Source organism: Hymenobacter cellulosivorans (genome assembly GCF_022919135.1).
Taxonomy (GTDB): domain Bacteria; phylum Bacteroidota; class Bacteroidia; order Cytophagales; family Hymenobacteraceae; genus Hymenobacter; species Hymenobacter cellulosivorans.
The window spans coordinates 1,177,373-1,193,470 of the sequence record NZ_CP095049.1; the positions used below are offsets into that span (position 1 = coordinate 1,177,373).

Here is a 16,098-nt window from a genome sequence, read left to right on the forward strand (position 1 = left end):
CGGCGGAACAATTTACCCCTGGGCTGTTGTCGTTTAGGTGGGCGGGGCTGCGTGCAGCCTCCGCAGCTATATTGCGTATCTTTCCGAAGAGCCTGCCCTAGGCTCTTTTTAGTGTACTGGAAAAAGATCTGTGCCTGTAACGACTACGAACGCGCCGGCCCTGGAGCAGGTTCTGGCGCAACTGGATGCCTTTAAGCGGAAGTTCTACCTCAACCTACTGGTGCGCGGCGCCCTGGTGGCGGGGGGACTCTTGCTCACGCTGTTTCTGGTGTTCAACACCCTGGAGTACTTTCTCTACCTGCCTACCTGGGTGCGGGGCGGCCTGCTATTCGGCTTTCTGGCCCTGACGGTGTACGCCTTCGTGCGCTGGATCTGGCAGCCCCTGGCCGCCCTGACCAACCTGCGCCGCTTGCTCAGCGACGAACAGGCCGCCCAGCGCGTGGGGGAGCTGTTCCCGCAAGTCCAAGACAAACTGCTCAACGCCCTGCAACTGCAAGGGCAGGCCCGGGAAAATGAGCTGATTGCAGCCAGCCTGGAGCAGCGCGCCGGCCAGCTCACCGGCCTGGAGTTCAGCCAGGGTATCAATATTAAGAACCAGTCCCGGCCGCTGTGGAAGTACGTGGCCGTGCCGGCCGGCATCATGCTGCTGTTGCTGCTGGTGTACCCGGCCCTCTTCGTGCAGGGCACCGACCGTATTTTCCACTTCGACCGCGCCTACTCCCCACCCGCGCCGTTCACGTTTATTGTCGAAAACAAGGACCTGAAGGCTTTCAAGGGTGAAAACTATGAGTTGGCCGTGACGGTGGAAGGCGAGGCCCTGCCCAACGAAATCAACATCGTGTACGGGGGCCGGGAGCGGCGCCTGACAAAGGCCATCGGCAACCGCTACACCTACGAGTTTAAGCAGCTGCAGCGCGACGTAGAGTTTCAGCTTTCGGCCGCCGGCTTCACCTCCGACGATTACGATCTGCTGGTGCGGGAGCGGCCCAACCTGCGCGACTTTGCCGTGCACGTCACCTACCCGACCTATATTGGCAAGCCCGCCGAAACCATCCGTAACACCGGCAACCTGACCGTGCCCGAGGGCAGCACCGTGCGCTGGGAGTTCAGCACCGCCGCCACCGACGAACTACAACTGCTTTTCACCAACCCCCAGGAAACGGTAACAGCTACCGAGTCGGGCGAGGGGTTTGAAACCTCGCGCCGCATCCTGAAAAGCCAGGAATACGCCGTGCGCCTGCGCAACGCGGCCAGCCTGAACCGGGACCCAATTCAGTACCAGATTACCGCCATCCCCGACCTGGTGCCCGAAATTACGAGTGAGAGCTTTGCCGACACGACGTCCCTGCGCTATCTGGCCCTGGGCGGCGCAGTGCGCGACGACTACGGCCTGAGCCGCCTGCAACTTCACTACCGCGTGACTTCCAAAGCCCGGCCCAACGGCGAGTACAAGGCCCGCGCTATTGCTTTGCAAAGCGGCCCGAGCCAGAGCTACGCCTACCAGTGGGACTTGGCTCCGCTCAACCTCAAGCCCGGCGACCGGGTGGAATACTTCCTGCAGGTTTGGGACAACGATGGCGTACACGGCCCCAAGTCGGCCCGGACGCGGGCGGCCGAGTTTAAGCTGCCTTCTACTAAAGAGCTGCGGGAGCAGATGAACGCCCAGTCGCAGTCGGTGCAGAACCAGCTGAGCCAGGCCGCCGAGAAATCTAAGAAGCTGGAGCGGGAAATGGCCAAGACCGAGGACAAGCTCAAGACCAAGCGCAACCTCAACTTCCAGGACAAAAAGCAGCTCCAGGACATGCTCCAGCAGAAAGAGCAGATGGACCAGCAGCTGGCCGACATGAAGAAGATGTTCGAGGAGCTGACACAGAAGCAGGACCAGATGGACCCCAAGAGCGAGGAGCTGCGCGAGAAAGCCGAGGAGCTTAAGAAGCTGATGGACTCCTTGCTCGACCCCGAAACCAAGAAGCTCTACGACCAGCTCAAGAAGCTGCTGGAAGAGCAAAAGACGCCCGACGCCCAGCTGCAAAAGATGTTGCAGCAGCTCGAAAACAAAGAAAACACCCTGCAGAAAGAGCTGGAGCGGGCCCTGGAAATGTTCAAGCAGCTGCAGTTTGAGCAGAAGATGGAGCAGGCCACCGAGAAGTTGGAAGAACTAGCTAAAGAACAGGAAAAGCTGGCCGAGCAAACCGAGAAAAACGATAAAGACAACCAGCAGAAGGGCGACTCCAAGCAGGACCAGCAGCAGAAACAGGAGCAGCTCAAGAAAGAGCAGGCCGAGAAGCAGCAGGAGTTTCAGGATGTGAAAAAGGAGCTGGACGAGCTCAAGAAGATGGACGAGCAGCTCGACAACCAGAACGGCGCCGACGACATGAAGCAGGACCAGCAGGACGTAGACCAGCAGCAGCAGGACAGCCAGGAGCAGCTCAGCAAAAACCAGAACAAGAAAGCCAGCCAGAGCCAGAAGCAAGCCGCTCAGAAGATGCAGCAGATGGCTCAGAAGATGAAGCAGCAGATGGAAGAAGAGGAAGGCGAGCAGCAACAGCAGAATATCGACGACCTGCGCGACATCCTCGACAACCTCATCACGCTCAGCTTCGACCAGGAAAATCTGATGAAGCAGTTCCGCTCGGTCGACCAGACTGACCCGCGCTTCGTGCAGCTGGGCCAGAACCAGCGCAAGCTCAAGGACGACGCGGCCATCATCCAGGACTCCCTATATGCCTTGGCCAAGAAGGTATTCCAGATCAAGTCGTTTGTGACCCGGGAAGTAGGGGAGATGAATGGACAGATGGACGAGTCGTTAAACCAGATCCGGCAGCGCAACGTGGGCCGGGCTACCAACAGCCAGCAGCTGGCCATGACCAGCATGAACAACCTGGCGTTGATGCTCAACGACGCCCTGCAGCAGATGCAGCAGGAGCAGCGCGAAGGCCAGCAAAGCCAGCAGAGCGGGGGCAAACCCGGCGGCAAAAAGAAGAAAAAAGGCAGCTCGGCTGGCGAGGGTCAGCTGGGCAAGATGCAGCAGCAGCTCAATCAGCAGATTCAGCAGTTGCAGCAAAGTGGCAAAACTGGTCGGGCGTTGTCAGAAGATTTAGCTAAACTCGCCGCTCAACAGCAAATGCTCCGTCAGGCCTTGAAAGAACTCGATAAGCTCCAGCAAGGCAGCAAGGAAGGCAAAGGCCAGAACGGCGCCGGCGGCACCGGCGACGTGAAGAAATTAATGGAACAAACCGAAACCGACCTCGTAAACAAGCGGCTAACGGAGCAAACCATTTTGCGTCAGCGCCAAATCATGACCCGATTGCTGGAAGTCGAGAAATCGGCCCGGGAACGGGACCAGGATGACAAGCGGGAAGCGCAGACTGCGCAGAACCGACCACCGGTGTTTCCACCTGCTTTTGAGAAATATAAGCAGCAGAAAAACCGCCAAACGGAGCTGTTGCGGACCGTTCCGCCGGCCCTCACGCCATACTACCAGCGGGAGGTGAGTGAATATTTTCAGAAAATGAAATAGTGTTCCGCTAATTTTACCGCCCTGCTCCCTTTTACATACCTATGAAACAGGTTAAAATTCAGATTCCTTCGCTCGTTGAGAATATCCGTGTCGTAGAGAGCTTTATCGACAACTCCAAGGATACATTTCACATCGAGGATGACATCTATGGCAACATCATGGTCGCCGTTACGGAAGCCGTGAACAATGCCATTCGCCACGGCAACAAGTTCGACAAGGACCGCAACGTCTATCTGTCGCTCTATGTAGATAAGGACCGGGTGAAGTTTGAGGTAGAGGACGAGGGAGAAGGCTTCGACTACACCGACCTGCTGGACCCCACCGCGCCCGAAAACCTGGAAAACCCCGGGGGCCGCGGCATCTTCCTCATTCGCCACCTGGCCGATGAGGTAGAGTTCACCAAGGACGGCCGCAATGTGCAGCTGACCTTCCTGCTCGCCCCCGCCGAAACCGACGAGTCATCGGCTACCGACACCGTTTCCAGCGAAAACGCGGCATGAATCAGCACCCCCCCGGAACAGAAAGTGAAATGAATGCGGGCCTACCCGAGGAGTCGCACGAGTCGCACGGTATCGAGTTTCTGGTCGAAGATGTCGACTTTGAGCTGGCCGAGGCCGAGGCGCTGACTTCCTGGGTGGAGAAGATTGCCCAGGTGCACGAACACAAGATTGTGCAGCTGACTTATATCTTCTGCTCCGACGAATACCTGCACCGGGTCAACGTCGAGTACCTCGACCATGACACCTACACCGACGTCATCACCTTCGATAACGCCGACGATGCGGATATTATCGAAGGCGACATCTTCATCAGCGTCGACCGGGTGCGGGAGAATGCCCAACAGCTGGGCGTCACCTTCCACGATGAGCTGCACCGCGTAATGATTCACGGCGTGCTTCACCTGCTAGGCTACGCCGACAAGGACTTGCTGAGCCAGACGGCCATGCGTAAGAAAGAGGACTACTGCCTTTCGCTGCGCGCTTTCTAGGGCTGCCAGCCACTATTTTATCAAAACGCCCGCACGACTGCGGGCGTTTTCTGTTTATTGGCAGTACCAGAAGAGCGCTGTTGCTGCCCGTTATTCCCATCTTTACTTTATGTCCGCTTCCTCTTCCCATAACTTAATTATACCCGGCGAGGCGCTGGATTTTTACCTGAGCCAGGGCTATTACCGGATGCACCAGGACCTGTTTACCTGCCGTTTCCTGCCCATCGACGGCGGTTTCTACACAGTGCACTGGCTACGCCTGGTGCTGGGCGAGGTGGCGTACGGACCCGAGCAGCGCCGGCTGCTGCGACTCAATGAGCGGTTTTCGGTCACGCTGCGGCGCTTCCAGCTGACCGATGAGCTGGAGGAATTGTACGCTGCCTACCGGGCCTCCATCAACTTTGACGCCCCGCCCACGGTGGAGTCGTTTCTGCTGGCCGGGGCCACCCACAATGTATTCACGACCGGGGTAGTGGAAGTGCGCGACGGAGCCCGGCTTGTTGCCGCCGGCATCTTCGACAGCGGGGCTCGCAGCCTGGCCGGTATCATGAACTTCTATCACCCTGACTACCGCAAGCACAGCCTGGGCAAGTACCTGATGCTACTCAAAATAGAGCACGCCCGGCGCCAGCAGCATCTGTACTACTACCCGGGCTACATTGCCTACGACTTTCCTAAGTTCGACTACAAGCTGTTTCCCTGCCTGGCTGCTACGCAGGTATTCGACGCCTGCCGCAACCGGTGGGAGTACTATTCCCGGGAAGTGGTAATCCGACAATCTTCTGAGTTGCTGGCTGATTGGCAGGACGAGGACTTCGCCGGCCCCGACCAGAGCTAAGGAAGCTTGCCGCGCAGAAAAGCGGCTGAGTGCGTATCTTTGCGCACGTTTTGAGCGTGTTGCCCCGGCTTCCCGCAGTTGATTCCCCAAAAAAAGCACCGGCCCGTGGCGGGTGCTTGCTGGTTGGGCGAAGGGCGAACTTTCCCTTGAGTGGTTACTGTTTGCCTCCAACGGCCAGCGCAATGGGCTAGAGCCAGACCGCCCGGTTTGGCCTACAGTCGCCTGCAATCCGCGTCATCCGTCGAATCCGTCTAAAATCCGCGGTCCATGTTTCAGCAAGAAGAGTACGATGTTATTGTAGTAGGTGCCGGCCATGCTGGTTGTGAAGCGGCTGCGGCCGCGGCCAACCTGGGCTCCAAGGTCCTGCTAGTCACGATGAACATGAACACCATCGCCCAGATGTCGTGCAATCCGGCGATGGGCGGGGTGGCCAAGGGCCAGATCGTGCGCGAAGTGGATGCGCTGGGTGGGCAGTCAGGTATCATCACCGACAAGACCATGATTCAGTTCCGGATGCTGAACCGCTCGAAAGGCCCCGCCATGTGGAGCCCCCGGGCGCAGAGTGACCGGATGCGCTTTGCCGAAGAGTGGCGCAATACGCTGGAGCAAACCCCGAACGTAGACTTCTGGCAGGAATCGGTGACGGGCATCGTGGTGGAAAACGACACAGTAGTCGGCGTCAAAACCCAGCTCGGCATCGAGTTCCGGGGCAAGTCGGTGGTGCTCACCAACGGCACGTTCCTCAACGGCCTGATCCACATCGGCGAGAAAAACTTCGGGGGTGGCCGCGCCGCCGAGAAGAAAAGCACCGGCATCACCGAGCAGCTCCTAGAGCTGGGCTTCGAAACGGGCCGCATGAAAACTGGCACCCCGCCCCGCGTGGACGGCCGCAGCCTGGACTACTCCAAAATGGAAGAGCAGGCCGGCGACGAGATGCCCAGCAAATTCAGCTACCTCGACACGCCCGCCCTGGTCAAGCAGCGCCCGTGCTACATCACCTACACCAACCAGGAAGTGCACGACATCCTGCGCGAGGGATTCGAGAAGTCGCCGATGTTTCAGGGCCGCATTAAGGGTCTGGGGCCGCGCTATTGCCCGAGCGTAGAGGACAAAATCAACCGCTTTGCTGACAAGGACCGGCACCAGATCTTTGTGGAGCCCGAAGGCAGCAGCACCGTGGAAATGTACATCAACGGCTTCAGCAGCTCGTTGCCCGAAGACGTGCAGTACCGGGCCCTGCGCAAGATTGCCGGCTTCGAGAATGCCAAGATGTTCCGCCCCGGCTACGCTATTGAGTACGACTTCTTCCCGCCGACCCAGCTCAACCTGACCCTGGAAACCAAGCGCGTGAAAAACCTCTATTTCGCCGGCCAGATCAACGGCACGACGGGCTACGAGGAAGCCGCCTGCCAGGGTTTGATGGCCGGTATCAACGCCCACAACCGGGTGCACGGCAAGGAGCCTTTCATCCTGAAGCGGAGCGAGGCCTACATCGGTGTGCTCATCGACGACCTCGTCAACAAAGGCACCGACGAACCCTACCGCATGTTCACGAGCCGGGCCGAGTACCGCATTCTGCTGCGCCAGGACAACGCCGACCTGCGCCTCACGCCGCTGGGCCACGCCCTGGGTTTGGCCTCGGAGGAGCGCATGGAGCGGGTGCAGCGCAAGCAGCAGGAAACGGCTGAAGTGGTGAAGCTGCTCAAGAACTTTGCCATCGAGCCGGCCGAAATTAACGGCTTGCTGGAGGAACTCAGCTCAGCCACGCTGCACGAGCGGACCCGGGCCGTAAACCTGCTCCGCCGGCCCAACATCGAGCTGGAGCACCTGACCCGCACCTTGCCGGCACTGACGCTGGCTTTGGGCCAGTACCAGCCCGACAGCCTAGAGCAGGCCGTTATTGCCATCAAGTACGAGTCCTATATCGAAAAGGAAAACCAGCAGGCGGCCCGCGTAGCCGAGCTGGAAAACTTTGTCATTCAGGGCCGCCTCGACTACAAGCAGATGCCGGCTCTTTCGCACGAGGCCCGGGAGAAGCTACTCAAGGTACAGCCCGAAACCCTGGGCCAGGCCGCCCGCATCAGCGGCGTGTCGCCGGCCGACGTTTCAGTGCTGATGGTGTACCTTGGCCGATAATCGAGAACTCAGAGCTCAGAACTCAGAACTTAGATCCGGAAAACCACTTGTGTGCCGGCTAGCTTCTGCGTTCTGAGCTCTAAGCTCTTACTTCTAAATCCCTAAAAAGAGTGTCGTACGAACGTCTGGAAAATTGCCCGGTTTGTGGCAAAAGCGAATTTCGCAACAAGCTGGTAGTTGAGGATAAGTCGGTGAGCAAGGAGAGCTTTGCCATTGTGCAGTGCCAGAATTGCACCTTCCAGTTTACCAACCCGCGGCCCGGCATTGAGGCCATTGGGCGCTACTACGAGTCGGACGACTACGTTTCGCACAACAGCACCGCCACCGGCGTCATTAATCAGGCGTATAAAGTCGCGCGCTTTTTCACGATGCGGCGCAAGGTGGCCTTGGTCAATAAGCTCGCGCCCCGCAAGGGCAAGCTTCTGGATTACGGCTGCGGCACGGGGCACTTTCTGGCCGCGGCCCGCTCCGGCGGCTGGCAGGTGGCCGGCGTGGAGCCCAACGCCCGGGCCCAGCAGGAAGCTTCCCAGCGGGTGGGCCAGCCCATCGGCAACGAAAACCTGGTCACGTTCGAGTCGGCTTCGTTTGATGCCATTACCCTTTGGCACGTATTGGAACACGTGCACAACCTGAACGAAACGCTGCAGCAGCTCGTGCGTCTGCTCAAGCCCGACGGCGTGCTCGTCATTGCCGTGCCCAATGTGGAAAGCCTCGACGCCCAGCATTACCGCCAGGACTGGGCCGCTTACGACGTACCCCGGCACCTCTACCATTTCAGCCCCAAAACCATGAAGCAGCTGCTCAAAAAGCACAAGCTCACGGTGCCCGAAACCCTACCCATGCCCCTGGATGCTTACTACGTGAGCATGCTCAGCGAGAAGCACCGGGCCGAGCGGGGCGGCGGGCTGATGAACGTGCTCAAGGCCGGCTACAAATCCAATAAGTACGCCGAGGAACACGAAGGCCTGTACTCAAGCGTTATCTACGTAGCCCATAAGCGCTGAGCCATGCGGGCACGGCGGCTGTTACTGGTCTTGGGTTGGCTGCTAATCAGCCGCGGGGCTGCAGCCGGTAGGGTAGGGGAGGGGCTAAGCCCTTTGCCACCAGCCACTTCAGTTTCAATCCAATTTACCTTGCCGCCCGACACCGTGCGGAAGGCCCTGCGGCCCGACTCGGTGACTACCGCGCCGGCGCTGCTGTTGCCGCCCACCGACAAGCCCACGCGGGCCGTTAGTTTGCGCATTCTCGGGGCCATTGCTTTCCTTACCGTTACCACCCTTTTGCTCTATAATGTCCGTTCGCGCTAACCTGCTTGTTCTGCTTTCCGCCAGTGCCATCGTGAGCGGCTGTGCGGCCGTAAGCTCGCCGCAGGGCGGCCCCAAGGACGTGACGCCGCCCAAACTCATCGGTACTTCGCCGGCCAACGGCGCGCTCAACGTGCGCGAGCAAACCATCCGCCTGGATTTCTCGGAGTCGATTCAACTGAAGGACCTGACCAAAAACCTGATTGTAGCCCCCGTACTCGGCGACGATAACAAGTACCGGGTCAAGGAGGAGCGCACCTCTATTTCCCTGGTTTTCGACAAGCCCCTGCAGGCCAATACCACTTACACGTTCAACTTCGGGGCGGCCATTACCGACATCACCGAAAACCTGCCGGCCCAGAATGTGCTGGTCACGTTCAGCACCGGTGCCCGTCTCGACTCGGGCTCGGTGCGCGGCTCCGTGACCCAGCTGCTGAGCGGAGCGGCGGGAGCCGAAGTGCCCGTGATGCTGTATCCTGAATCCGATACGATGACCATCCGGCGCGGCAAGCCCTACTACATGGTGCGTACCGATAAGGCCGGCGCGTTTGCACTGAATAATCTCAAGACGGGCCGCTACCGCCTCTACGCCCTGGCCGATAAAAACAACACGGGCCGCTACGAGGAGGGAGAGCAGATTGCCTACCTGCCCGAGCCGATTACGGTGCGCCCCGGCCTCGATTCGCTGCGGCTGGTGCTGGTGCGCCCCGATGCCCGCCGCCCCATCATATCTAGCCAGCAGGGCACGCCCAATCAGTTCAGAATTACCTTTAACGAAGGCCTGACCCAGGCCCGGCTGCTGCCGCTGGGCGCCGCCGCTACAGCCCCGGCTCCGGCCCCGCTAAATGAGGCGCTGCTGGTCGGAGAGAAGGGCCGGAGCGTGACGTTGTTCCGGACGGCAGCCCTGGCAGAAGGCCGCTACCTGCTGGCCACCGCCGACAGCGTGGGCAACACTGGGCAGGATACCATCAACGTCAAGTTTCCGGGTACTATTACGGGCACGGCCCGGCGGGCAGCCCAATACAACGTGGTGGGTACGCCTCGCGACGTGTACCGGCAGGGTCAGGTCAAGTTTCAGTTTGCGGAACCCCTGCGGCCGTTTACTAAGCAGCCCATCGGCACGCTGCTCGAAGACTCCACAGCCCGCAAACCCATTCGGGTGCCCCAGGAAGCCACGCTCAGCCCCGACCGTACCCAGCTCACGGTAAACCTTAATACCAAGGCCAAGAAGAGCATCAGCATTATCCTGGACTCGACGGCCGTCACCACCATCACCGACCAGCGCCTGGGCCTGAAACCCGTGCGCCTGCTGGTTACGGATCAGTCGCCGGTGGGCAGCGTGGCGGGCACTATCCAAACCAAGTACCAACGCTTTCAGCTGCAATTGCTGGATAATACCAACCAGGTAGCCGCTGTGCTGGAGAGTCCCAAAAAGACCTTCCGCTTCGACAACCTGGCGCCCGGCAACTACCGCCTGCGCGTGCTCATCGACGCCGACAACAACGGCACCTGGCGCGGCGGCGACCCTAAGTTCATCGTGCCCGCCGAACCCGTATACTTAGCGCCTCAGCCGGTTCAGGTGCGGGCCAACTGGGAAGTAGAGGACCTCAAGCTGGCTTTCTGATTTCTCCCTGGTTGCGCTACACCTTGTAATGCCCCGGTTGCTTCGGCCGCCGGGGCTTTTTTGTGCCCGCACCCCAGCCGGTACGCCTGGGCTGAGCAGGCGGGAGGCAGCACCCAGATCTACCTCATCGTGTAGCTTCCTAGCACGCGCACGCCCGGCGCAGTGCAGGAGGCCAGCGGTTAGCAGCTTTTGCTATATAGTATTCGCCAAAAACCCTTCGGTTTGAGCTATCCACATTAGGGCCTTTCAGAATCAGGAAACTACGTGGTTTCCACATTTTTTTCCACAGCCCGGAAGCAGCTTTCCAGCCTAAGTGGGTTAATCTGTGGATAATGGTGGGGAAACATGGGGATAACCCGTGGAGAAGTTGCGGAAAAGTTTTTTTGCCCGTGCACAATGCAGCACAGAGGCCGATTTCCACATTGCCAACGTGGATAAGGGTGGATAACTATCCCCGGAAAATACCCGAATCCACACTGGGTAAAACCTGTGAATTGTGGATTCGTGGATAACGCTGTGAATTGTGAATAATATTTGCAAGTATCTTACATACTGACATTTACTATCCACAACCCCTGTTGATAGTTGGTGTATAAACCCAATCTTGTACACAAGTTATCAGCTCTGTGTATAACTATATTTTCTTATCCACTTATGAACACCCCCAACGAGTGGAAACAAAAAGAAATCTTTTAAAAAATTTAATTCAAAAGTTATTAACCCTGTGGATAAGCTTGGGACGCTTTCAAAAAATGAAAAGCCTGGGTTTAGGTCTGATTGGAAAAGCCAAGCCTAGACGAGCAGACGGTTCGAACAAGCGGTAAGGCAACTGAGGGTAAGCAAACCTACCGCGACCCGACGGGGCCTACCAATAAATTACACCAACCCGGCTTTGCGGCGGACCACTCCCCTCCTGCCGCTCCCCGCGTTGATTTTGCCACTCCTCCGGTTTGTTAGCGGCGCAGATTCTATTGCTAGGCGTGTAGTCCGGCGAAAACCGTTGATAAGTGATTGATGCTGATTGGGTAAGCTGGCAGAGTTATGCACTTTTCCACCCGTTTGGGTGTGGAAAACCACCGAAGCTGGTCCCGGGCACTGCTTTGCCCGTATACAGGCTCCCACCCGCCCCGCTCCTGCCCTATGCCTTTCGATTATACGCTCGACTTTAAAGCCATCGACTTTCGCCGCCACCCCGAGCTGTACCGCGTGGGTAAGGGGGAGCAAGGCGTGTTGCTGGTTGAGCCCTATAAGTCGGAGATTCTGCCCTACTGGCGCTTTAAAAGCCCGGAGGTGGCCCGAGAGTCGTCGGAGCAGATCTACCAGCTGTTTCTGGACTATCTGAAAGCCGACGACTTCGTGGGGGCCGATATGGCCCGTAAGTTTATTCAGATGGGCTTTACCCGGGCTCGGCGTTACGCCAACCACCGCGGCGGCAAGAAGTACGACGGCCCCGTGCCCGACGATAAGAAGGGGCAAAGTGGGGCCCACGGCCGCGCCGAGCTACCCCGCTCGCCTGAGGACCCTGAAAAGGCTGCCGCTGCCGCCATTTTCAAGGCCAAATGGGACCAAGCTAAGCTTCACCCCGACTACGTGCGGCAGAAGGCCGAATTTGAGGCCCGCTACGGCAAGTGAAGCCCGAATACCTACCTTTAAATCCGAATTCGGAAACGCACCAGAATTCATCCAGCCAACCACCGAAACCCATTCGTTATGCAGACCATCCAACCCCAACCCAACAGCACCGAAGAAAACGAAATCGTTCTGGGCACCGGCATGGGCCCGCTGAAGTTCGGCGCCACCCAGGACCAGGTCCGGGCCCTGATGGGCGAGCCGGAGGAAATCGAAGAGTCGGAGGAAGACGACGAGTTTGAGCACCAGGCTTGGAACTACCTGGAGGAAGGCTACTCCCTATACTTTGACCGGGAAGATGATTACCGCCTAAGCTGCATCGAAACCGACCACCCGGGCCTGCGCATTTTCGGCCAACCGATTCATGGCAAGTCCGTAGAGGAAATCCAGGAGCTCATGCGCCAGAACGGCCTCGAGTCGACGGAGGTGGAGCGCATGGATACCGGCGAAACCCGCCTGTCCTACGAAAAGGAAATGATTGACCTTTACTTTGATGAGGACCAGCTGCAGTTCGTCAACTTCGGCGTCTTTATCAGCGACGACCTAGAGGTGCAATGGCCCAGCTAGAGCCAGAGTTATCCACAAAATTCGGGCTTTTTGGTGTTGATAAGTTGATAAGTGCTTAATAACCCGCCGTTTTAGTGGATAAAGTTGGAAAGTTTGGCTAATTTCAATAGCTGGCACGACCCTTACAAAAACTTCCGGCAATAAAAAAGCCGACCCATTGCGGGTCGGCTTTTTTTGTGTAATTCAGGGAAAGAGCAACTTACATGATAGCGCGGAACAAGAGGAACAGGCCACCCGAGAGGAACATGGTCACGGGTAGGGTCAGTACCCAAGCCAAGGCAATGTTGCGCACCATCTGCGGGTTCAGGTTCTTGATGCCGCGGTTGGCCACCATGGAGCCGGCAATGGCCGACGATAAGACGTGGGTGGTTGAAACCGGCAGACCGAACTGCGTATTGACGCCAATCATGGCGGCGGCTACCAGCTCGGAGGAAGCACCCTGCGCGTAGGTCAGGTGCTCTTTGCCAATCCGCTCCCCGATGGTTTTCACGATGCGCTTCCAGCCGATCATCGTGCCGATGCCCAGCGACAGGGCCACCATCAAGGACACTTCCCAGGGGGCGTAGTCGGTGAAGGTGCGCATCTGGGCTACACTCGTGTCGAAGGTTTTGCGGTCGGCGGTGCTCAGCGGCAGCTTCTCGCTAGCCACGAGTTTCTTCGATTTGTTGTGGATCAGCAGGATGGCCTTGCGAATATCGAAGCGGGCCTGCTCGGGCAGTTGCTTCACGTCGGTTTTGCCGGCGAAGATCTGGTCCAGGGTGTTGGTCTGGGTGCGGATATCGGTCAGCAACTGACGGTCGGCCTGGCTCATGGTTTCGGCGTTGAGCTTGCCCATCACCAACTCCACGTTGCTCAACGACTCGCGCATGTCAAGCGGGTTGAGCTTCTGGTTCAAGGCAAAGTGCGTGGGCACGATGCCAATCAGGATGAGCATAATCAGGCCCACGCCTTTCTGCCCGTCGTTGGAGCCGTGGAAGTAGCTCACCAGGGTGCAGGTCGCAATCAGGATCAGGCGAATCCAGATGGGTGGGGGCTTGCGCTTGTGCGGCTCCCGGAAGATGGATTTGGTGCGCACGAAGCGCTTCAGCAAAAACATCATGATGATGGTCAGCGAAAAGCCGAAGATGGGGCTAATCAGCAGCGAGGCACCGGTTTCGAGAGCCTTGCTCCAGTTTACGGCCGAGCCGTTGGAGTCGGGCAGCAGGGAGAAGGCAATACCTACCCCGAGGATGGAGCCGATCAGAGCGTGCGAGGACGAGGACGGCAGGCCGTAGTACCAGGTTCCCAGGTTCCAGATGATGGCCGCCACAATCAGGGCGCCTACCATGGCGATGCTGTGGTACACGTTCTGGTCGACGAGGCTTTCCACGGGCAGCAGGTACACGATGCCCATGGCCACGGCAATACCACCGGTAAGTACCCCGATGAAGTTCCAGAAGCCCGACCACACTACCGCCACCCAGGGCCGCAGGGCGTTGGTGTAAATCACGGTGGCCACGGCGTTGGCCGTGTCGTGAAAGCCATTGACAAATTCGAAGGCGCAAGCTGCTACCAGACAGGTGATTAGCAGCAGAAGCACATGAGGCTCTAAGCCAAACATAAAAGGGGAATTAATGGGAAATCGGTTTTCATCGTTCCAAAGGTAGAGGGACCTTTAGGCGGGGCAAGATTATGAAATTGTTACGCCAAAATGGTACAACGCCCGTTTGCATGCGCTTAACGCAGGAACCGTTTCGGGGTTGGGCACCGGGGTAATCGGTTGAGGTAGAAGCTAGCAGAGGGGGCAAAGAGTAGAAAATACTGGCTTTTCCCAAGGTGGATTCTGCCGCGGCTCCGGTGGTTTCTGCTACTTTTGCCCACTTCTACTGTATCAGAGTACCTGAATATGAGCAACGCCCCGCAGAAACCGGCCGCCAATACCGCTGAAGGCACTTTGGCCGAAATCGTGTCGCACGCCAAGGAATATGGCTTCGTGTTTCCTTCCTCCGAAATCTACGACGGCCTGGCCGCCGTGTACGACTACGGCCCCAACGGTGTGGAGCTGAAGAACAACCTGAAGCAGCTGTGGTGGAAAGCCATGACCCAGCTCAACCAAAACGTGGTGGGCATCGACGCGGCCATCTTTATGCACCCCACCACCTGGAAAGCCTCCGGCCACGTCGACGGCTTTTCGGACCCCATGATTGACAACCTCGACAGCAAAAAGCGCTACCGCGCCGACGTGCTGCTCGAAGAAAAAGCCGCCGAGTACGAGAAGAACGGCGAAATAGCCCGGGCCGAAACCCTGCTGGCCGAAATGGGCCGCCTGCTCACGGCCGAGGACTTGGCCGGCGTCAAGCAGCTCATCATCGACGAGAAAATCCTGTGCCCGATCAGCAAGACCGGCAACTGGACCGACGTGCGCCAGTTCAACCTGATGTTCTCGACCCAGATGGGCGCCGTGGCCGAAGGTTCGAGCGAAATCTACCTGCGCCCCGAAACGGCCCAGGGCATCTTCGTCAACTTTTTGAACGTGCAGAAGTCGGCCCGCCAGAAGGTGCCGTTCGGTATTGCCCAGATCGGCAAGGCCTTCCGCAACGAAATCGTGGCCCGGCAGTTCATCTTCCGCATGCGGGAGTTTGAACAGATGGAAATGCAGTTCTTCGTGCGCCCTGGCACCGAGGAGGAGTGGTACCAGCACTGGAAAGCCGCCCGCCGCCGCTGGCACGAAGTAATGGGCCTGCCCGCCGACAAGCTCCGCTTCCACGACCACGAGAAGCTGGCCCACTACGCCAAAGCTGCCGTCGATATTGAGTACGAGTTTCCCTTCGGCTTCAAGGAAATCGAGGGCATCCATTCCCGCTCCGACTTCGATTTGACCCAGCACCAGCAGTACAGCCGTAAAAAGCAGAACTACTTCGACAACGACATCAACCCCGAAACCGGCAAGCCCTACGGTAACTACGTGCCCTACGTGGTAGAGACGTCCGTAGGCGCCGACCGGCTGTTCCTGGCCACGCTTTGCCAAGCGTTCCAGGAAGAAACTATTACCGAGGGCGAAGGGGAGGAGCAGAAGACCAAGACCCGTAAGCTGCTGCGCCTGCACCCCGCTGTGGCCCCGGTGAAAGCCGCCATTTTCCCGCTGGTGAAAAAGGACGGTCTGCCCGAGAAAGCCAATGAAATCTACAACAGCCTGCGCCACGACTTCCGCCTGGTCGTCGAGGAGAAGGACTCTATCGGCACGCGCTATACCCGCCAGGACCTCATCGGTACGCCCTTCTGCATTGCCGTCGACCACCAGACCCTGGAGGATGAAACCGTAACCGTGCGTCACCGCGACTCCCGCGAGCAGACCCGCATGCCCATTTCGGAGCTGCGTGCCTACATCGGCGAGGCCGTGAGTTTGTCGCGAATTTTCGAGAACCTCTAGGAAGTTCAGCAGCTGCCAAGCGCGAAAAGCCGGGGCCGTCATGCTGAGCATGGCGGCCCCGTTTTCGTTTCTGGTCGGCTGAA

At 58.4% G+C, this 16,098-nt stretch carries 12 protein-coding genes; 10 read left to right on the top strand and 2 right to left on the bottom strand.

Translation table 11 applies throughout. From position 1 onward, the window contains the following. Positions 1–130 precede the first annotated feature (130 nt). From MUN80_RS05065 to MUN80_RS05090, 6 genes are all read left to right on the top strand, one after another. Positions 131–3,520 carry a DUF4175 family protein gene (locus tag MUN80_RS05065; protein WP_244720450.1) on the top strand — a complete coding sequence of 1,130 codons (3,390 nt, stop codon included), beginning with the start codon at positions 131–133 and terminating at the stop codon, positions 3,518–3,520. 41 nt (positions 3,521–3,561) lie between these two features. After that, positions 3,562–4,020 carry an ATP-binding protein gene (locus tag MUN80_RS05070; protein ID WP_244720453.1) on the top strand — a complete coding sequence of 153 codons (459 nt, stop codon included), beginning with the start codon at positions 3,562–3,564 and terminating at the stop codon, positions 4,018–4,020. Next, the gene (ybeY, locus tag MUN80_RS05075) at positions 4,017–4,508 is read left to right on the top strand and encodes an rRNA maturation RNase YbeY (protein WP_244720456.1); all 492 of its coding nucleotides are present in this window, start codon (positions 4,017–4,019) and stop codon (positions 4,506–4,508) included. Before MUN80_RS05070 ends, ybeY begins: the two co-directional genes overlap by 4 nt. Positions 4,509–4,617: 109 nt before the next feature. Then, positions 4,618–5,346: a GNAT family N-acetyltransferase gene (locus tag MUN80_RS05080; RefSeq protein WP_244720459.1), complete on the top strand. Its 729-nt coding sequence runs from the start codon at positions 4,618–4,620 to the stop codon at positions 5,344–5,346. A 267-nt stretch (positions 5,347–5,613) separates the two neighbouring features. Further along, on the top strand, positions 5,614–7,482 hold the full coding sequence (gene mnmG, locus MUN80_RS05085) for a tRNA uridine-5-carboxymethylaminomethyl(34) synthesis enzyme MnmG (protein ID WP_244720461.1): 1,869 nt from the start codon (positions 5,614–5,616) through the stop codon (positions 7,480–7,482). A gap of 110 nt (positions 7,483–7,592) precedes the next feature. Continuing rightward, complete coding sequence (locus tag MUN80_RS05090; protein WP_244720463.1) at positions 7,593–8,486, top strand: class I SAM-dependent methyltransferase; 894 nt, start codon at positions 7,593–7,595, stop codon at positions 8,484–8,486. Here MUN80_RS05090 and MUN80_RS05095 read toward each other — a convergent pair. Next, on the bottom strand, positions 8,465–8,725 hold the full coding sequence (locus MUN80_RS05095) for a hypothetical protein (protein WP_244720465.1): 261 nt from the start codon (positions 8,723–8,725) through the stop codon (positions 8,465–8,467). The two genes, MUN80_RS05090 and MUN80_RS05095, sit on opposite strands and share 22 nt — an antisense overlap. Before the next feature lie 47 nt (positions 8,726–8,772). Between MUN80_RS05095 and MUN80_RS05100 the strand changes: the two genes are divergently transcribed. The 3 genes from MUN80_RS05100 (at position 8,773) to MUN80_RS05110 (ending at position 12,606) form a co-directional block, all read left to right on the top strand. Beyond that, positions 8,773–10,410, top strand: coding sequence for an Ig-like domain-containing domain (locus MUN80_RS05100; protein WP_244720467.1), 1,638 nt, complete (start codon positions 8,773–8,775; stop codon positions 10,408–10,410). A 1,140-nt stretch (positions 10,411–11,550) separates the two neighbouring features. Then, positions 11,551–12,042, top strand: a complete 492-nt coding sequence (locus tag MUN80_RS05105) for a DUF4385 domain-containing protein (RefSeq protein ID WP_244720469.1) — start codon at positions 11,551–11,553, stop codon at positions 12,040–12,042. Positions 12,043–12,120: 78 nt separating this feature from the next. Next, positions 12,121–12,606 carry a hypothetical protein gene (locus MUN80_RS05110; RefSeq protein WP_244720471.1) on the top strand — a complete coding sequence of 162 codons (486 nt, stop codon included), beginning with the start codon at positions 12,121–12,123 and terminating at the stop codon, positions 12,604–12,606. 199 nt (positions 12,607–12,805) lie between these two features. Here the strand turns inward: MUN80_RS05110 and MUN80_RS05115 are convergent, their stop codons facing one another. Further along, positions 12,806–14,206: an inorganic phosphate transporter gene (locus MUN80_RS05115; RefSeq protein ID WP_244720473.1), complete on the bottom strand. Its 1,401-nt coding sequence runs from the start codon at positions 14,204–14,206 to the stop codon at positions 12,806–12,808. Between the two features lie 285 nt (positions 14,207–14,491). Between MUN80_RS05115 and MUN80_RS05120 the strand changes: the two genes are divergently transcribed. Then, positions 14,492–16,015, top strand: a complete 1,524-nt coding sequence (locus MUN80_RS05120) for a glycine--tRNA ligase (protein WP_244724835.1) — start codon at positions 14,492–14,494, stop codon at positions 16,013–16,015. The last annotated feature ends 83 nt before the right edge of the window (positions 16,016–16,098 follow it).